At 64.7% G+C, this 18,400-nt stretch carries 12 protein-coding genes; 10 read left to right on the top strand and 2 right to left on the bottom strand.

Annotated elements, in window-relative coordinates; genetic code table 11:
* The first annotated feature begins 13 nt into the window (after positions 1-13).
* The 8 genes from L858_RS0113115 to L858_RS0113080 all read left to right on the top strand — a co-directional run bounded on the left by L858_RS0113115 (position 14) and on the right by L858_RS0113080 (position 9,736).
* Entirely contained in the window at positions 14-1,321 is a 1,308-nt protein-coding gene (locus L858_RS0113115) for an OmpP1/FadL family transporter (protein ID WP_022683608.1), read from the top strand.
* A gap of 67 nt (positions 1,322-1,388) precedes the next feature.
* On the top strand, positions 1,389-2,549 hold the full coding sequence (gene ispG / locus L858_RS0113110; protein WP_022683607.1) for a flavodoxin-dependent (E)-4-hydroxy-3-methylbut-2-enyl-diphosphate synthase: 1,161 nt from the start codon (positions 1,389-1,391) through the stop codon (positions 2,547-2,549).
* 16 nt (positions 2,550-2,565) lie between these two features.
* Positions 2,566-3,477 (top strand): DMT family transporter, encoded by a 912-nt coding sequence (locus L858_RS0113105; protein WP_022683606.1) that lies wholly within the window; start codon positions 2,566-2,568, stop codon positions 3,475-3,477.
* Between the two features lie 116 nt (positions 3,478-3,593).
* Positions 3,594-5,915: an FtsK/SpoIIIE family DNA translocase gene (locus L858_RS0113100; protein WP_028056102.1), complete on the top strand. Its 2,322-nt coding sequence runs from the start codon at positions 3,594-3,596 to the stop codon at positions 5,913-5,915.
* A 546-nt stretch (positions 5,916-6,461) separates the two neighbouring features.
* Positions 6,462-7,100 carry a LolA family protein gene (locus tag L858_RS0113095; RefSeq protein WP_022683604.1) on the top strand — a complete coding sequence of 213 codons (639 nt, stop codon included), beginning with the start codon at positions 6,462-6,464 and terminating at the stop codon, positions 7,098-7,100.
* Positions 7,101-7,369: 269 nt separating this feature from the next.
* Complete coding sequence (gene xth, locus L858_RS0113090; RefSeq protein WP_022683603.1) at positions 7,370-8,167, top strand: exodeoxyribonuclease III; 798 nt, start codon at positions 7,370-7,372, stop codon at positions 8,165-8,167.
* Between the two features lie 13 nt (positions 8,168-8,180).
* Positions 8,181-9,239: a GTP cyclohydrolase II gene (gene ribA / locus L858_RS0113085; RefSeq protein ID WP_022683602.1), complete on the top strand. Its 1,059-nt coding sequence runs from the start codon at positions 8,181-8,183 to the stop codon at positions 9,237-9,239.
* Positions 9,236-9,736, top strand: a complete 501-nt coding sequence (locus L858_RS0113080) for a L,D-transpeptidase family protein (RefSeq protein ID WP_022683601.1) — start codon at positions 9,236-9,238, stop codon at positions 9,734-9,736. Before ribA ends, L858_RS0113080 begins: the two co-directional genes overlap by 4 nt.
* A gap of 97 nt (positions 9,737-9,833) precedes the next feature.
* Here L858_RS0113080 and L858_RS0113075 read toward each other — a convergent pair whose 3' ends face one another.
* Both L858_RS0113075 and mutS read right to left on the bottom strand, forming a co-directional pair.
* Positions 9,834-12,596 (bottom strand): [protein-PII] uridylyltransferase, encoded by a 2,763-nt coding sequence (locus L858_RS0113075; protein WP_022683600.1) that lies wholly within the window; start codon positions 12,594-12,596, stop codon positions 9,834-9,836.
* A 9-nt stretch (positions 12,597-12,605) separates the two neighbouring features.
* Complete coding sequence (gene mutS, locus L858_RS0113070; RefSeq protein WP_028056101.1) at positions 12,606-15,260, bottom strand: DNA mismatch repair protein MutS; 2,655 nt, start codon at positions 15,258-15,260, stop codon at positions 12,606-12,608.
* A 151-nt stretch (positions 15,261-15,411) separates the two neighbouring features.
* Here mutS and L858_RS0113065 point away from each other — a divergent pair, with 151 nt between their 5' ends.
* On the top strand, positions 15,412-17,673 hold the full coding sequence (locus L858_RS0113065; protein WP_022683598.1) for an NADP-dependent malic enzyme: 2,262 nt from the start codon (positions 15,412-15,414) through the stop codon (positions 17,671-17,673).
* Between the two features lie 223 nt (positions 17,674-17,896).
* Positions 17,897-18,394 (top strand): flavin reductase family protein, encoded by a 498-nt coding sequence (locus tag L858_RS0113060; protein ID WP_028056100.1) that lies wholly within the window; start codon positions 17,897-17,899, stop codon positions 18,392-18,394.
* Positions 18,395-18,400: the final 6 nt, after the last annotated feature.

Raw genomic sequence — 18,400 nt, 5'->3', positions numbered from 1 at the left:
AAAGAGGAAATCTATGGTTGTGAGCCGCCCCGTCCTTGCCAGCTTCATGCTGTTCGGTGCAGCTGCCCTCCCTATCCCGGCATCGGCAGGCGGCTTCTACCTTCAGGAACAGTCGCCCAAGGAAACGGGGCGCGCTCTGTCGGGCGGCGCTGCGTCGGCGGACGATCCCTCGACCCTCTTCTTCAATCCGGCGGCGATGACGCAGCTTCCCGGCGTCCAAGTGTCGGCGGGCGGCGTCGCTCTTCTGGCTTCGGCAGGACAGAGCAACCGGGGAAGCAATCGCAGCGTTCCGACGCTTCCTGGCGCAACGGTGCCGATCACCGGCAATTCGGGCGGCAATCCCTTCGCCAGCGTCATTTACGTGCCCAGCTTCTATGCCACTGGGCAGGTCACGGACCGGCTCTGGCTGGGGTTGGGGGTCAACGCGCCATTCGGCCTGAAGCTCGACTATGACGACGGCTTCTTCGGCCGATACGACTCCCTCCACACCGACCTGAAGACTTACCATATCCAGCCCTCCGCCGCTTTCCGCCTGGGCGATCGCCTGGCGATCGGCGGCGGCGTGGATGTGCAATATGTGAAGGTGACTCTGACCAACGCGCTGCCGCAGCTGTCGCCGTCGCCTGCTCTTGCTGACGGTCTGGCGAGTGTGAAGGGCGACGATTGGTCCGTCGGCTGGAACGCCGGCATTTTCTACACCAGCGGCGATACCAATGTCGGGCTGCATTATCGTTCGGGCATCAAGCATGACGTGAGGGGCAGCCAGACCATCTCCGGCCTGCTGGGTCCCATCGCGGCCGCCAATGGGACGGTTCCCGCCGCCGCGCCGGTCGCCTTGCCGGATATCGTCACCGTCAGCCTGATGCATCGCCTGACACCCCGTTTACGCGCGATGATCACCGCGCGCTGGTATAACTGGTCCGTGTTCCGGGGCATCAGCATCACGACGCCTGGCGGCACATCGACCAAGGAACTGGATTATCGCGACAGCTACAGCGTCAGCGCTGGCGGCGAATATGATGTCAGCCCTTCCTTGACTCTGCGCGCAGGCACGATGTTCGATCGGACGCCCACCAATCCGCAGCATTTGACGACCCGCGTGCCCGACGGCGACCGGTCATGGCTGTCGGCGGGCGGGACGTTTGCGTTATCGCCCCATCTCGCGCTCAATCTCAGCTATGCGCATGTCTTCGTGGCGAAGGCCAACCTGATCCGTCCCGACCGCTATTATCCAGCGCCGGCGACGGTGACCACGACCACGCTCTCGCAGGCGAGCGGCAATGCGGACCAGATCGCCGCGTCCGTCACCGCGCGATTCTGACACGCCGCGCTTCTAACCGTCACTATTAATCACTATAGGGGCTTCATCACCATGGAGCCCCCTTTTCATGTCCGACCATAATCCAGGCCTGCGTCCCTGGCGCGATATTGCCCGCCGGACGAGCCGACAGATCATGGTCGGCAATGTCCCTGTGGGCGGCGGCGCGCCAGTTACGGTGCAGACGATGACGAACACGCCGACGTCCGACGCGCGGGCGACGATCGACCAGATTCGCCGTTGCGAGGAGGTGGGCGCCGATATTATCCGCGTGTCCTGCCCGGACGAGGAATCGACCGCCGCGCTCAAGCAGATCGTGCGCGCCGCCCGCGTGCCGATCGTCGCCGACATCCACTTCCATTACAAGCGCGCGCTGGAAGCCGCCGATGCCGGCGCTGCCTGCCTGCGGATCAATCCCGGCAATATCGGGTCCGAAGCGCGGGTGAAGGAAGTGGTCGATGCGGCCAAGTCCAATGGTTGCTCGATCCGCATCGGCGTGAATGCCGGAAGCCTCGAAAAGGACCTTCTGGAAAAATATGGCGAGCCCTGTCCCGAGGCGCTGGTCGAAAGCGCGCTCGATCATATCAAGCTGCTGCAGGATCAGGATTTCCACGAATATAAAGTCGCGGTGAAGGCCAGCGACGTGTTCCTGGCAGTCGCCGCCTATATGCAGCTGGCAGAGGCCGTTGATTGCCCGCTGCACCTTGGCATCACCGAGGCCGGCGGTCTGATCGGCGGCACGGTCAAGAGCGCGATCGGCATCGGCAACCTCCTGTGGGCCGGGATCGGTGACACGATCCGCGTCTCCCTCTCCGCCGAGCCGGAGGAGGAGGTACGCGTCGGCTACGAGATACTGAAGTCGCTCGGTATTCGCACGCGCGGCGTCAAGGTCATATCCTGCCCCAGCTGCGCGCGGCAGGGTTTCGACGTGATCCGCACTGTCCAGGCGCTGGAGGAGCGGCTTCAGCATATCCACACGCCGCTCTCGCTCTCCGTCCTCGGCTGCGTAGTGAACGGTCCCGGAGAGGCCCGTGAAACCGACATAGGCCTCACCGGAGGGGGCGCCGGCAAGCATATGGTCTATCTTTCCGGCCTGACCGACCACACGATCCAGGACGAGGGGATGATCGACCATATCGTCCAGCTGGTCGAGGCCAAGGCAGCGGAGATCGAGGCGGAAAAACTGGAAGCCGAATGTACCGACGCGGGGAAGGCGGAAGCGGCGGAATAGGCCGCTTGCCAGACCGATGACGAAATCCGGTGCGCTTGCGATCCCTTTCGCCGTCTGCTGCGTTGGCGTCGCTCTATTCTCGATCATGGACGCGACGATGAAGGGGCTCAGCCTCTCCATCGGTCTCTACAATGCCCTATTCTGGCGAGCGGTGACCGGCAGCCTGCTGGGGCTGGCGCTGATGCTGCTGACCCGGCAGCGCTGGCCTGGAGGGCGCGTGCTGCGGCTCCACATGCTGCGCGGCACGGTCGTCGCCCTGATGGCGAGCCTGTTTTTCTGGGGGATCATGCGCCTGCCGCTGGCTGAATCGATTGCCCTGTCCTTCATCGCGCCGCTGATCGCGCTCTACCTCGCGGCGCTGTTGCTCAAGGAGCGTGTCGGGCGACGGGCCGTCGGCGCGTCCCTGCTGGGGCTGGTCGGCGTGGCCGTGATCGTTTCGGCGCGCATGAGCGGCGGATATGATCTGGACGCGCTTCTCGGTGCTGGCGCGGTGCTGTTTTCCGCTGTGCTATTTGCGTGGAACCTCATACTTCAACGTCAGCAGGCGCAATTGGCCTCGCCGATCGAGGTCGCCTTCTTTCAGCATCTCGTCATGTTGGGTGCCTTTGTGGCGGTCGCCGTGGCGCCGACCGGCTTATGGCCGGTATTTCCCCCTGCAACCTCCTGGTTCCTGATCGGCCTTGCCGCGATCCTTGCATTCACCTCTCTCGTCGCGCTCGCCTGGGCTTATGCGCGGGCGGAGGCGCAATATCTGATACCAGTCGAATATAGCGCCTTCATCTGGGCCGCGATCGTCGGCTGGCTCGCCTTTGGAGAGCGGGTTACGCTGACCACCGTCGTGGGTGCGGTGCTGATCGTCGCCGGTTGCCTGATCGCAGCAAGGGCGCGGCCGGCGGAGACGCCGCAGGTTGAGCCGTCCGTCGCGTGACATGATGGCGCCGCCGCGCGGAGTCCATCGGGACGAGCCGAAGGGCGCGAGTCTTGACGGGGACTCCTTACCCGGCGCATTGTGCCGAAACGGAACATTTGGGGGACATTGACGCGATGGCTGTCAGCCGCGGAGCCAACCGCACGCCGGAATGGAGGGAAATGCTGAAGCGCAGCGTGATGCGCAGCGGGGCGCTGATCGGCGCGATCGCTCTCATGCTGGCGACGCTTTTCCTTGCGCTTGCGCTGCTGAGCTATCAGCCTAGCGATCCGTCGATGAACACGGTTGCCGGCGATCAGGTGCAGAATGTGATGCAGGCCCCGGGTGCGTGGGCAGCGGATTTCCTGCTGTGGCTGTTCGGCGTGCCTGTCGCCCTGGTGCTGCCGTTGATGGCGATCACGGCGCGGCGACTATGGGGCGATCAGGACATGAGCGGGTGGAAGGCGCAGTTCGGCAAATGCTTCGCCGGGATCACGCTGCTGGGGATTGCGCTCGCGCTGTTTCAGACCAATCCCCTCGTCGGCCTGCCTGCGGGCTGGGGCGGCATCGTCGCGCTGGTGACGGCGCGGGGCGTGATGAGCCTGGCCGCGCAAGCGCCCGCAGCGCAGGGCTGGATCACGGGTGTGTTGATGGTGCTGACCCTGATCGGCGGGGCGGTCGTCTGGTATCGCAGCCTCGCGCTTGAAAAGCCGATCATCGCGTTGCGGCGGCCGTCTCTTCCCAAGCTCAGCCTGCCCAAGCCGGCCTTCGCCTTGCCGGGCGGAGGCGCGATCGCGGATGTCGAGGATGAGGAGGATGTGGTGGAGCGCCCCGCGGCGCCGCGAAAGACCGTCACCAACGAACCCAAGCCGCCGATCAACATCCAGACGCCCAAGCCCGCTCCGGTGCAGCGCGCCATGGCGCCCGTCAGCCAGGACGACCTGTTCGGCCATGGCTCGCTGCCGTCGCCCGACCTGCTCAATCCGATGCCCGCGAGCCAAGGGCAGAAGATCGACAAGGCAGCGTTGGAGCGCAACGCGCGCCTGCTGGAAAGCGTGCTCGACGACTTTCATGTGAAGGGCAATATCGTCGAGGTGCGTCCCGGGCCGGTCGTCACCATGTACGAGCTGGAGCCGGCGCCGGGCATCAAGGCGAGCCGGGTGATCGCGCTGGCCGACGACATCGCCCGCAACATGTCGGCGCTTTCGGCGCGTGTCGCGACCATTCCAGGGCGGACGGTGATCGGCATCGAATTGCCCAATGCGAACCGGGAAGGCGTGTCCTTCCGCGAGCTCATCACCTCGGAACAGTTCAGGCAGGAAGCGACCCTGCCGATCATCCTCGGCAAGAATATTTCCGGCGAGCCGATCATCGCCGATCTGGCGCCGATGCCGCATCTGCTGATCGCCGGCACGACCGGTTCGGGCAAGTCGGTCGGGCTCAACGCGATGATCCTGTCGCTGCTTTATCGCATGACGCCGGACCAGTTGCGCCTGATCATGATCGACCCGAAGATGCTGGAACTGTCGACCTATGACGACATTCCGCATCTGCTCTCGCCCGTCGTGACGGAGCCGAGCAAGGCGATCCGGGCGCTTAAATGGGCGGTCGAGCAGATGGAGGACCGCTATCGCATGATGGCGTCGATCTCCGTCCGCAACCTCGCCAACTATAATGAGAAGGTCCGTGCGGCGAAGGCCAAGGGCAAGCCGCTCGGCCGCCGGGTCCAGACCGGCTACGACCCTGAAACCGGCAAGCCCATCTATGAGGAGGAGCAGCTGGATTTCCAGCCGTTGCCGCAGATCGTGGTCGTGGTGGACGAGCTCGCCGACCTGATGATGACGGCGGGCAAGGAAGTCGAATTCCTGATCCAGCGGCTGGCGCAGAAGGCGCGCGCGGCGGGCATCCACCTTATCCTCGCGACGCAGCGTCCCTCGGTCGATGTCATCACCGGCGTCATCAAGGCGAACCTGCCAACCCGCATCAGCTTCTTCGTGACCAGCAAGATCGACAGCCGCACCATATTGGGCGAACAGGGCGCCGAGCAGCTGCTGGGCAAGGGCGATATGCTCTACATGCATGGCGGCAAGGGGCTGATGCGCGTCCATGGTCCGTTCGTATCGGACGACGAGGTCCGGGTGGTCGCCGACCATTGGCGCGCGCAGGGGCAGCCCGACTATATCGCCGCCGTTACCGAGGAACCGGAGGAAGGCAGCTTCGCGCTTGATGGCGTGGACCTGGGCGATGACAGCCCCGACGCGCAGCTCTTCCGCAAGGCTTGCCAGCTGGTGTTCGAAAACCAGAAGGCGTCGACCAGTTGGCTGCAACGCCAGCTCCGTATCGGCTACAACAGCGCCGCCCGGTTGATCGAGCGAATGGAGGAGGAGGGGCTGGTCGGCCCGCCAAATCATGTCGGTCGCCGCGAAGTGCTGCGCGACGAAAATGGCAACCCACTTTAGCTTGAGCCAAAATTTTTGATTTCACCTGATGCCCGAAAGCCACTGCCCATTTCGTTCTGCAATGGACTTTACCTTAGGGAAAGCTGGCCGGCTGCACAGCAGTAACATCGGTTTCTTGGTCGAAATGGCTGATTTCCGGGCACGATTGCGAAAAACGCAATCGCTAGTCGTTCATTCGCATTTGCCCGCGGCCCGATTTTCCCGGAAGAGGGACCTGCCTTTCAGGCATCCTCTCCTAAAAACTTTCAGGCTGGTCTTCGGATCAGCCTTTTTTTTGCCATTTGACCGGGCTAAGCAGATGTCGTTGCCGCCGCGCCAAAAAAATAAATTTGGAGAGGGGCCGCCGGAGAGACCGGCACAGGCGAGGCGGATGCGCAGGGGGGATCGAGCCACAGTGTTTCACCGTGGCTCTCCCCCCATTTTCCTGCACATATTCTGATCGGGCCGATGGTGCGAAAGCCGTTGCCTTTGTGGAACGAGCGGGTTCACAGCGTGTTCAAGCCGCACCATCTAGGCTTTCCATTCTCAACTATCGGAGAAGATTGCATGAAGCGCACCCTTGCGCCCCTCCTCCTGGCCGTCGCCGTGCCGCTTGCCATCCCTGCGATCCCGGCTGCCGCCCAGCAGGGTCAGTCAGGCGATCTGTCGCAGGTCAACGCCTATATCCGCGCGGTCACGACCATGACGGCGGACTTCACGCAGACGGATCGCAACGGCCAGACGCTGAGCGGCAAGCTGACCCTCAAGCAGCCGGGCAAGATCCGCTTCCAATATCAGAAGGGCGTGCCCCTGCTGATCGTCGGCGACGGCCGCGCGCTCACCATGATCGATTATGAGGTGCGGCAGGTCCAGCGCTGGCCGATCGGCAATTCGCCGTTAGGCGCGCTGATCGACCCGAAGAAGGATCTGTCGAAATTCGGCAAGGTCGTGCAGACCGGCGATCCCAGCGTGCTGAGCGTCCAGGCGCGCGATCCCAGGCGGCCTGAATTCGGCACCATCACCATGATCTTCAAGCGCGACGCTGCCAGCCCGGCGGGCTTGCAGCTCTATGGCTGGGTGGCGCTGGATTCGCAGAACAACCGGACGGCAGTGCGGCTCAGCAACCAACGCTATGGCGTGGCGGTAGCCGATTCCGCCTTCCGTTGGACCGACCCACGGCCCAAGGGGCGATCGGCAGGCGGATGAACCGCCTCCTCCGTGCGATGGGCTGAGAAGTTTTCGGCATCGTTCATCTAAGGCTCATATGAGCGGCTCTAAACAGGACTCCACGGCGCGAGACGGACCGGGATTTCCCCCCTGTTACCCGGCCCCCCCGCTTTCGCCGCAAAGCGCTTCAAGGGCGCGATCGAGACCCCCGTTCCATGCCCCCGGAGCGGGGGTCTTACTTTGGATGCCAAGTACCGCACGAAGCGCTGACTCTTGCGCATGGAGGCGGAGGAACTTAGGGGATCAGCATGGCGCAGACCCTCAGCATCGCTTCCTGGAACATCAACAGCGTTCGCGCCCGGCTCGACATCGTGGAGCGCTTCCTCACTGAGGAGGCACCGGACATCCTCTGCCTCCAGGAAACGAAGGTCGTGAACGAGATTTTCCCGACCGAGATGTTCCGCCGGCTCGGCTATGGTCATCAGGTGCTGAACGGCCAGCGCATGCATCATGGCGTGGCGATCATGAGCAAGGTGCCGATCCATGAGGACGACCGGCTGGATTGGCAGGCCAATGGCGAAGCGCGGCATGTGGGTGTGCGGCTCGACAATGGGGTGCGGATCGAGAATGTCTATGTGCCTGCGGGCGGCGACATTCCCGATCGGGAGCTCAATCCGAAGTTCGGCCAGAAGATCGACTTTCTGGAGCGCATGATCCAGTGGTCCTCCGCGCTGGAGGACAAGCCCACCATTCTGACCGGCGACTTCAACATCGCGCCGATGGAATGCGATGTCTGGAGCCACAAGCAACTGCTGAACGTCGTCAGCCACACGCCGGTCGAATGCGAGATTCTGGGGCGGCTCCAGGCGTCGAACGACTGGGTGGATATCGGCCGCAAATTCTATCCGGCGCCCGAACGGCTCTACACCTGGTGGAGCTACCGCGCAAAGGATTGGGCAGAATCGGATCGGGGCCGGCGCCTCGACCATATGTGGATGACGCGGGACGTGGCCGACAAGGCGGTCGGCCATCGCGTGCTTGAACCCGCGCGCGGCTGGCTCAAGCCTTCCGATCATATCCCGATCATCACCGAGTTCGCCTTTTGACGCGGGGGCAGTCATGAGTGGTCGCGCTGCGGCCCGGGCGATCGACGCGCTGCGGCGCGGCTGGGCCGTGTCGCTGCGCGCGGCCGATGGTGCGATGCGGCTGATGGCGGTGGAGGGCGCCGACAAAGTGACTCTCGCGGCCTTCGACCCGGCGGGGGAGGCGGACATCCTGATCTCTGCGGCGCGGGCGCAGACGCTGAAGCTCGCGAACCAGCGGGCGGCCGCTGATCCCGACATGCCCGTTTTGGTGGCGCGCGTGCCGTGGATCGACGCCGACGTGGCGACGGCGATTTCGGACCCGGTGCTCGACCTTGCCTCGCCGCTCAAGGGGCCGTTCACCGCAGAGCCGCTCGCCGCGCCGGAGGCCGCCAAGGCAGCGTTGCGGCTCGCGCGCTTGGCGGGAATCCTGCCGGCCTTCTTCGTCACGGCGGACGGCGAAGTGGAGGCGGAGGTGAGCGCCGAGGAGATAGCCGCCTATGACGATGCGGTGCACCTCGCCATCGCGACCCGCGCACGCCTGCCCGTGTCGGCCAGCGAAACGGCGGAGATCGTGGCCTTCCGCAGCCCCGATGAACCGCGCGAGCATGTGGCCCTGATCGTTGGCAAGCGGGACAGCTCTCCCCCCGTCGTCAGGTTGCACAGCGAATGCCTGACCGGCGACGTGCTGGGTTCGCTGAAATGCGATTGCGGCCCACAGCTGCATCAGGCCCTGCACCAGATCGCCGACGCGCCATGGGGCGTGCTGCTTTACCTGCGGCAGGAGGGGCGGGGCATCGGCCTTGTCAACAAGCTGCGCGCCTATGCCTTGCAGGATCAGGGTTTCGACACGGTGGACGCCAATGTGCGGCTGGGCTTCGCGATCGATGCGCGCGATTTTTCGGTGGCGGCGCGCATGTTGGCGCTGCTCGGCGTGCATGAAGTACGCCTGCTGACCAACAATCCCAACAAGGTTGCGGGGCTGGAAGCGGCAGGCATCGGCGTGCTAGAGCGGCTGCCCATCATTCTGCCCGCCAACCCGCATAATGAGCGCTACCTTGCCACCAAGCGCGACCGGACCGGTCATCAGCTGTGAGCGTGATCCGCGTCGATAGCGGCGCGGGGCGCCTGAGCTTTGGCGGCATCGACATGCCCTGCACGATCGGCCGCGGCGGTCCATGCGCCGCGGAAGCGAAGCGCGAAGGGGACGGCTGCACGCCGCTCGGCCGTTGGCCGGTCCGCGGCGTTCTGCTGCGGCCGGGCAAGGCAGAGGCAAGCGGCATCCGCCTGCCGTGGCGCTGGGTAAGGGAGGGGGACGGCTGGTCGGACGATCCTGCCGATCCAGCCTATAATCGGCCCGTCCATCTGCCGCGTGCCTCTTCGGCGGAGAGCCTGCTGCGGGACGATGATGCCTATGACGTGATGGTCGTGCTGGGCCATAATGACGCGCCGCCGGTGCCGGGCCAGGGTAGCGCGATCTTCTTTCACCTGTCGGAAGGCCGTCCGACGGCAGGCTGTGTCGCAATCGAGCGAGGGGACATGCTGCGCTTGTTGCCGTTGCTCGCGCCTGGCGACATCATGGAGATTGTGTGAGGTCATTCCCGCGCAGGCGGGAATTCCTTTTCGTTAGAAGGTGCTTGGTGCGAGCGTGGGAGATGGGTTCCCGCTTTTGCGGGAATGACGGAGCAATCTAAGCTCGCTCCAGAGCTTCGGCCACTTCGCCTCCAGCCGCTTCCAAAAGCCGCCGCTCCAGCGTCTGGAGCCGCGCCTTGCTCTCGATCTTGCCGGCCAGCAGGTCGGTGACATAGAAGGTATCGACCGCGCGTTCACCATAGGTGGCGACATGGGCGCTGTGAACGGTCACCTTGGACTGGAACAGCGCATTCGCCAGGCTGAACAGCAGCGCCGGCCGGTCGCGGGCATTGACCTCGATCACGGTGAAGCGGTTCGACGCCTTGTTGTCGATCAGCACATTGGGCTCGATGCGGAAGGCTTCAGCGCGAGTCCGCGGCAGCGGGCGCGCCTCCAGCTTGGTGATCATGCGATGCCGGTTGGCGAGTGAATCCTCGATCGCGCGGCGGATGCGGCCCAACTGATCGGGGCTGTGGAAGGCGCCGCCCAGCGGGTCCTGCACCAGGAAATTGTCGATCGCCACGCCATCGCGCGTGGTGTGGATGCGTGCGTCGATGATGTTGCCGCCGGCGAGGTGAATCGCGCCCGCAACGCGGTAGAACAGCCCCGGATGGTCGGCGGCATAGACCGTGACCAGCGTCGCCCCGCGCTGCGGATAATATTGCGCGGCGATGGAGAGCGGGGAATCGCCCGCCGCCAATATATGCTGCGCATTGTGGATCAGGATATCCTCGGGCTCTGCGATCCAGTAGGATTCGGGCAGGCGCTTCTTCAGTTGTTCGAATTCTCGCGCCGGCAGACCGAGCGCCTGCCTCAGCGCTTCCTGCTTGGCGGCGACCCGTTCGCTGCGTCCCTTCTGCTTGTGGCCGAGCCGCAGCACTTCTTCCGCCGCTTCGTACAGATCGTTCAGCAGCTGCCGTTTCCAGCTGTTCCAGACGCCGGGGCCGACCGCCCGAATGTCCACCACGGTCAGGCAGAGCAGCAGGCGTAGCCGCTCGGGGCTCTGCACCACGTCCACGAAGTCGAGGATCGTCTTGTAATCGGCCAGGTCGCGCTTGAAGGCGGTGGCCGACATCAGCAGGTGATAGCGCACCAGCCAGGCGACAGTCTCCGTCTCCGCCGCGGTCAGGCCCAGGCGGGGGCAGAGATGCTCGGCCACCTCGGCGCCCAGGATGCTGTGGTCGCCGCCGCGGCCCTTGGCGATGTCGTGCAACAGGACGGCGACATAAAGGACGCGGCGGGAAATCAGCCGGCCCATGATCTCGGTCGACAGCGGATGATCCTGCTCGAGTTCGCCCTTTTCCACGCGGGCGAGCAGTCCGACGGCGCGGATCGTATGCTCATCGACGGTATAATGGTGGTACATGTCGAACTGCATCTGCGCCACGACACGGCGGAAGTCGGGGATGAAGCGGCCGAAGACGGTCGACTCGTTCATCCAGCGCAGCACGGTTTCCGGATCGCGCGTCGATGTCAGCACGTCCATGAAGGCGGCGTTGGCGCGCGGGTCGCGGCGGACCTTGGCAGTGATCAGGCTGGCGTCGCGGCTGGCGGCGCGCATGGCGCTGGGATGGATGGCAAGGCCGTGCTTGTCGGCCAGCTGGAATATCTCGATCAGGCGCACCGGATCGGCCTGGAAGAAATCGTCGCTGGGCAGCGCCAGCCGGCCGCGATCCAGCACGAAGCCGTCCAGCTTCTTGGGGCGGCGGAAAAAGCTCGGGATATAACGCCGTCCGCGCTCCGCCATCTGGTCGTCCAGGTGCGCGAGGAACACCGCCGTTAGGTCGCCGACCGTCTTCGCGTTGAGGAAATAATAGCGCATGAAGCGCTCGACGCCTGATCGCCCCGCACGGCCGGTGAAGTGCATGCGGGTGGCGGTTTCCAGCTGCAGGTCGAAGGTCAGCCGATCCTCGGCCCGGCCGGTGATCATATGCAGGTGGCATCGGACCGCCCACAGGAAATCCTCCGCCTTCTGGAACTGGCGCAGTTCGCCTTCGGTCAGCAGCCCGACATCGACCAGTTCGTCCACCGATTTCACGCGGTTCACATATTTGCCGATCCAGAACAGCGTGTGAAGGTCGCGCAGTCCGCCCTTGCCCTCCTTCACATTGGGTTCGACCACATAGCGGCTGTCGCCCATGCGCTTGTGCCGCTCGTCCCGTTCCTCCAGCTTTTCGGTGACGAAGGCGCGGGCGGTGCCCTGCATCACTTCTTCATCGAAGCGCTTGCTTGCTTCCTCGTAAAGCTTGCGGTCGCCCCAGATATAGCGCGCTTCGAGCAATGCGGTGCGGACGGTGAGGTCCGCCTTCGCCATCCTTATGCTTTCGTCGATGGACCGGCTGCTGTGGCCGACCTTCAGGCCCAGGTCCCAGAGCGAATAGAGCATGGATTCTATGACTTGCTCGGTCCAGCCGGTCGGCTTCCACGGGGTGATGAAGGCGATGTCGACATCGCTGTGCGGCGCCATTTCGCCGCGACCGTAGCCGCCCACGGCGAGCAGCACGATGCGCTCGCCGGTGCTGCGGTTACTCGCGGGATAAAGGTGATGGGTGGTCGCGTCGTAGAGCAGGCGCAATATCTGGTCGATCAGGAAGGCGAAGGCGGTGACCGCTTCCCGCCCGCGTGTCGGCTTCTGCTCAAGGCGTCGGGCAACGTCCGCGCGCCCGGCGTCGAGCGCCTCCTTCAGCTCCTTCACGATGAGGCCGCGCAGCTTCATCTGATTGCCGCGATGCTCCTGCGCCAGCGCGTTGATGCGATCGGAAATCGCCCGGCGATCGATGATCGCGCGCCGCAGACCGAGCTTGGGGAACTGCATGACCATGATGCTTATCTAGTCTTCCTGATGGGCTGCGGCCAGTTGCTTGAGCCGATATATATGTTCGAGCGCCTCGCGGGGGGAGAGCGCGTCGGCATCGATCGCCTCGATCGCGGCGCGCAGGGGATCGCTCTCTTCCTCCTCCTGAGCGGCGGCGGCGGCAGCAAACAGGGGCAGGTCGTCAAGCCCGGCGGCGATGCCCCCGGTCTTCGCCTTGCCTGCCTCCAGCCGGGAGAGCACATCCTTAGCGCGCTTGAGGACAGCGGGCGGCAAGCCCGCGAGCCGCGCGACCGCCAGGCCGTAGCTGCGGTCGGCCGGGCCTTCGCTGACTTCATGCAGCAGGACCAGATCGCCTTTCCATTCGCGGGCGCGGACATGGTGCAGCGACAGCGAAGGCAGGGTTTCGGCAAGACGCGTCAGTTCATGATAATGGGTGGCAAAGAGGCAGCGGCAGCGGTTCACCTCATGCACCGCCTCAACCACCGCCCAGGCGAGCGCCAGGCCGTCATAGGTGGAGGTACCGCGCCCCACCTCGTCAAGGATGACGAAACTGCGTTCCGTCGCCTGCGCGAGGATGGAGGCGGTTTCGACCATTTCAACCATGAAGGTCGAGCGCCCCTTCGCCAGATTGTCCGATGCGCCGACACGGCTGAACAGGCGATCGACCAGCGTCAGCGTTGCGGACTGCGCAGGGACATAGCCGCCGGCCTGCGCGAGAATGACGATGATGGCATTCTGCCGCAGGAAGGTCGACTTGCCGCCCATATTCGGGCCTGTGACCAGCCACAGCCTGTCGCTTGCCATCAGGCGGCAGTCGTTCGCGACGAAGGGCTGGCCATCGCGGCGCAGCGCGTCCTCGACCACCGGATGGCGTCCGCCGCTGATATCCAGGCAGGGGCCTTCGCCGTCGTCAGCGACGAAATGCGGGCGCTGCCAGCCGCCTTCCGCCGCGCGCTCGGCAAGGGCGGCGGCGACGTCAAGCCGCGCGAGCGCATCGGCGGCGCGCGCAATCTCCGCCTTGCGCCCCAGCGTGGATTCGATCAGCTCCTCCAGATGCGCGCTTTCCGCCACCAGCGCATGCGCGCCGGCCTGTGTCACCCGGCTCGCCTGTTCGTGCAGGTCGATCGAATTGAAGCGCACGACCCCTGCCAGCGTCTGCCGGTGCGTGAAACCGCTGTCGGGCTGCATCAGCTGGTCGGCGGCGCGGGCGGGCACCTCGACATGATAGCCGAGCACGCCATTATGCCGGATCTTGAGCGCGCCGATGCCGGTCTGCTCGCGATATTTGGCCTCCAGCGCGGCGATCGCCCGCCGCCCATCGCCCGCAAGCCTGCGCAGATCGTCGAGCGCCGGGTCGTAGCCGTCCGCGATATAACCGCCATTGGCCGTCTCGGTGGGGGGAAGGGGCACGAGCGCGCGGGCGAGGCTGTCGACCAGCGCGCCATGACCGTCCAGCGCAGGAAGGAGCGCCGCAAGCAGCGGCGGCTGGTCGGGAAGCCGCCCCAGCCGTTCGCGCAGCAAGCGGGCTTCGCCAAGCCCGTCGCGCAACTGCCCAAGGTCGCGAGGGCTGCCCCGCCCCATCGCGACGCGGCCGAGCGCGCGGCCGATATCGGGCAGCGCCCGCAGAGCGGCTCTCAGCTGGTCGCGCAGCATGGGATCGTCATGGAACAGCTGGACCAGGCCAAGCCGCGCCTCGATCATCGCCTGATCCATGAGCGGCGCGGACAAATCCTGCGCCAGCAGGCGCGCGCCCGCCCCGGTCACCGTCCGGTCGACAGCACCGAGCAGGCTCCCCGCTCGCGCCCCGCTCATCGTCGCGGTAATCTCCAGGCTTTCGCGCGTTGCGGCGTCGATCGCGACATGCGCGCCGCTCGTCTTGCGCATCGGCGGCGCGAGGAAGGGCAGGGTGCCCTTGCCGGCATGGTCGAGATAGGAGAGCAGGCCGCCCATCGCCGCCAGTTCGGAGCGGCTGAACTGGCCGAAACCGTCCAGCGTCGCGACCCCGAACAGACGCTTCAGCGCCGCTTCGGCGCGGCTGCTGGAAAAGGCTGCACGGTCGAACGGGTGCGCATCGGGCAGTTCAAGGGCCAGCCCGTCGGGCAGCACGATCTCGCTCGGCCGCAAGCGGGCGAGCTCGGCGGCCAGATCGGCGGCATTCAGGGTCAGCGTCTCGAACCGGCCGGTGGAGATATCCGCCGCCGCCAGCCCATATTCGCTCGCATTCTCACCCCCGGTCTGCGCCAGCGCCAACAGCATATTGTCGCGCCGGCTGTCGAGCAGCGTTTCCTCCGTCAGGGTGCCAGCCGTCACATAACGGACGATGGCTCGTCCCACGAGGGACTTGGAGCCGCGCGCCTTCGCCTGCGCGGGGGTTTCGGTCTGTTCGGCGATGGCGACGCGGTGCCCTGCCTTGATCAGCCGCGCCAGGTAGGATTCAGCGCTGTGAACCGGCACGCCGCACATCGGGATCGGCGCGCCGCCATGCTCGCCCCGGCTGGTGAGCGCGATATCGAGTGTTGCCGCCGCCGCCTTGGCATCTTCGAAGAACAGCTCGAAAAAGTCACCCATGCGGTAGAAGAGCAGACAATCCTGCGCCTCCGCCTTCAAGGAGAGATATTGCGCCATCATGGGCGTGGCTTTTTGCGCCGAAATGTCGATGGATTTCGCCATGGCACAGCGGATAGCCGCATCGAACCCCATAGGCCAGCGGTTCGGCTCCCCCTGCCGTCAGCGGCAGGAAAATTGCGCTTCTCGCACTTGCCCCCACCTGATCCTTCCCGCTAGGGCAACCATAGTGATCAGATAAGGGGTGGGTGCGGCCATGACCGACAAGTCGAATGTGGAGTTTCTTGAGCGTGAGGCGCTGTTCTTCCATTCGACAGGAAGGCCCGGCAAGATAGAGATCATCGCATCCAAGCCGATGGCGACGCAACGGGACCTTAGCCTTGCCTATTCGCCGGGCGTCGCGGTGCCGGTGCGAGCCATCGCCGAAGACCCGGCTACCGCCTATGATTATACCGCCAAGGGCAATCTGGTGGCCGTCATCTCCAACGGCACGGCCATCCTGGGCCTCGGCAACCTTGGCGCGCTGGCGTCCAAGCCGGTGATGGAGGGCAAGGCGGTCCTCTTCAAGCGCTTCGCCGACGTCGACAGTATCGACATCGAACTCAAGACCGAGGATGTCGACAAGTTCATCGACGCGGTCGAACTGATGGAGCCGAGCTTCGGCGGCATCAACCTTGAGGACATCAAGGCGCCGGAATGCTTCATCATCGAACAGACGCTGAAGGAACGGATGAATATCCCGGTCTTTCACGACGACCAGCACGGCACCGCGATCATCGCGGCGGCCGGGGTCATCAACGCGGCGATGCTGACCGGCCGCGACATGAAGAATATGAGGGTGGTGGTGAACGGAGCGGGCGCTGCGTCCATATCCTGCACCGAGCTGATCAAGGCGCTAGGCGTGCCGAATGAAAACGTCATCATGTGCGACAGCAAGGGCGTGATCTATCAGGGCCGTACCGAAGGCATGAACCAGTGGAAGTCGGCTCACGCAGTGAAGACCGACTGCCGCACGCTCGCCGAGGCGATCAGGGGTGCGGACGTGTTCCTCGGCCTGTCGGTCGCGGGCGCGGTGACGCAGGACATGGTGAAGTCGATGGCGGACAAGCCGATCATCTTCGCCATGGCAAATCCCGATCCGGAAATCGCGCCGCCCGACGTGCTCGCGGTCCGTCCCGACGCCATCGTCGCCACCGGTCGCTCGGACTATCCCAACCAGGTCAATAATGTTCTTGGCTTCCCCTTCATCTTCCGCGGCGCGCTCGACGTGCGGGCGACGGGCATCAACGAGGCGATGAAGCTCGCCGCCGCCACGGCGATCGCCGATCTAGCGCGGGAACAGGTGCCCGAGGAAGTGGCGAAGGCCTACGGCCGTTCGCACAGCTTCGGCCCGGACTATATCATTCCCGCGCCGTTCGACCCGCGCCTCATGGAAGTGGTGCCCTCCGCAGTCGCGCAGGCGGCGATGGAAACCGGCGTCGCGCAGAAGCCGATCGAGGATATGGCGGCCTATCGCCAGTCGCTGAAGGCCAGGCTCAATCCGACCACCTCGGTTCTCACCACCGCCTATGAGGTTGCCAAGGCCAATCCCAGGCGCGTCGTCTTCGCGGAGGCGGAAGAGGAAGTGGTGCTCCGCGCAGCGATCCAGTTCCGCAACCTTGGCTACGGCATCCCGGTTCTGGTCGGCCGCGACCATGTCTATGACAAGCTCAAGGAACTGGGCGTTCAGGACCCGGAGAGCTTCGAACTGCACAACAGCGTCAATTCGCCGCTGGTGCCTGACATGGTAGACCTGCTCTACAGCCGGTTGCAGCGCCGCGGCCATCTGCGCCGCGATTGCGAGCGAATGGTTAACCGCGACCGCAACATTTTTGGCGCGCTCATGGTCAAGATGGGCCATGCCGATGCGATGATCACGGGCATGACGCGTCCCTTCGCGCAAACGCTTCGCGAAGTAAGACGGGTGATGGACCCGGCGGCGGGCCGCACGCCCTTTGGCATCCATGTCATGGTTTCGAAGGACAAGACCGTGTTCCTGGCCGACACCGTGGTCAATGAACGTCCCTCCTCAAGCGAACTGGCCGACATTGCCGAGGGCACGGTCGCCGTCGCCCGGCGGATGGGGCATGATCCGCGCGTGGCGTTCCTTTCTTATTCCAACTTTGGCAATCCGCCGGGCGACCATCTGGAGAGCATCCGTGGCGCGCTGCGGGTGCTGGACGAGCGGAATGTCGATTTCGAATATGAGGGCGAGATGACCGCGGATGCGGCGCTCAATCCCGCAGTGGCGAAGAATTATCCGTTCAGCCGCCTGTCGGGACCCGCGAACATCCTGGTCATGCCCGGTCTCCAGTCAGCCAATATCTCGGCCAAGCTGCTGCGCGAGTTGGGCGGGGTGACGGCGATCGGCCCGATGCTGGTAGGCGTGGAAAAATCGGTTCAGATCGCGACGATGTCGTCCAACGCGTCGGAACTGCTCACCTTGGCAGTACTCGCATCGGCCGGCGTCGCCGTCTGAAAGGGGACGCTGCCCTGCAAGGCTCGGGCCTGACAGGTCATCATTCGATCCGTCACCGGGGGGCTGCACGAAGCCATTGCATGGCGTCCCGGATTTGTGCTGCATCTCACCCGGCATCAAGGCACGTCTGCTGTGGCAGGGTCTGTGTGGAAAGGATCAAGATGAACAACGCTGGTCAGAAATCGGCGATTGCGAAGCTCTCACTCCTTACGGGGTTCTGGATGTGACGGGAGCGGTGAGCTTCGACAGCGCGACATTCCGGCACGTTCTGGGTCATTACCCCACGGGGGTTTGCGTCGTGACCGCGCTGGAAGCTGACGGCGCGGCGGCAGGAATGGTGGTCGGGTCCTTCACCTCCGTGTCGCTCGACCCGCCGCTGGTGGCCTTTTTCCCGGCGAAAAGCTCCGAGAGCTGGCCGCGGATCGAACGGGCCGGCAAGTTCTGCGTCAATATTCTCGCCAGCGACCAGCAACCCTTGTGCCGGCAGCTTGCGGGCAAGCAACTCGACAAGTTTGCGGGCGTCACGCATCGTTTGTCGGAGGGCGGCTCGCCGATCCTTGATGGGGTGGTCGCGTGGATCGACTGTCAATTGGACGCAGTGCATGGGGCGGGCGACCACTATATCGTCCTTGGCCGAGTGACGGCGCTGGAGGTCGAAAAGCCGGGCAAGCCGTTGCTTTTCTTCCAGGGGGGCTACGGCGAATTCACGCAGTTTATCTGAGCGGCG

Source organism: Sphingobium bisphenolivorans (assembly GCF_000412635.1).
GTDB classification, from domain to species: domain Bacteria; phylum Pseudomonadota; class Alphaproteobacteria; order Sphingomonadales; family Sphingomonadaceae; genus Sphingobium; species Sphingobium bisphenolivorans.
The sequence above is the reverse complement of the archived record's forward strand: the minus strand, read 5'-3'. Positions and strand labels throughout refer to the sequence as shown.

Bases quoted from the DNA above. Each gene is read 5' to 3' on its own strand.
- mutS (WP_028056101.1), bottom strand. From the start codon at position 15,260: ATGGCGAAATCCATCGACATTTCGGCGCAAAAAGCCACGCCCATGATG.
- L858_RS0113075 (WP_022683600.1), bottom strand. From the start codon at position 12,596: ATGGTCATGCAGTTCCCCAAGCTCGGTCTGCGGCGCGCGATCATCGAT.
- ribA (WP_022683602.1), top strand. From the start codon at position 8,181: ATGAGTGGTCGCGCTGCGGCCCGGGCGATCGACGCGCTGCGGCGCGGC.
- L858_RS0113095 (WP_022683604.1), top strand. From the start codon at position 6,462: ATGAAGCGCACCCTTGCGCCCCTCCTCCTGGCCGTCGCCGTGCCGCTT.
- L858_RS0113115 (WP_022683608.1), top strand. From the start codon at position 14: ATGGTTGTGAGCCGCCCCGTCCTTGCCAGCTTCATGCTGTTCGGTGCA.
- L858_RS0113100 (WP_028056102.1), top strand. From the start codon at position 3,594: ATGGCTGTCAGCCGCGGAGCCAACCGCACGCCGGAATGGAGGGAAATG.
- L858_RS0113065 (WP_022683598.1), top strand. From the start codon at position 15,412: ATGACCGACAAGTCGAATGTGGAGTTTCTTGAGCGTGAGGCGCTGTTC.
- ispG (WP_022683607.1), top strand. From the start codon at position 1,389: ATGTCCGACCATAATCCAGGCCTGCGTCCCTGGCGCGATATTGCCCGC.
- L858_RS0113105 (WP_022683606.1), top strand. From the start codon at position 2,566: ATGACGAAATCCGGTGCGCTTGCGATCCCTTTCGCCGTCTGCTGCGTT.
- xth (WP_022683603.1), top strand. From the start codon at position 7,370: ATGGCGCAGACCCTCAGCATCGCTTCCTGGAACATCAACAGCGTTCGC.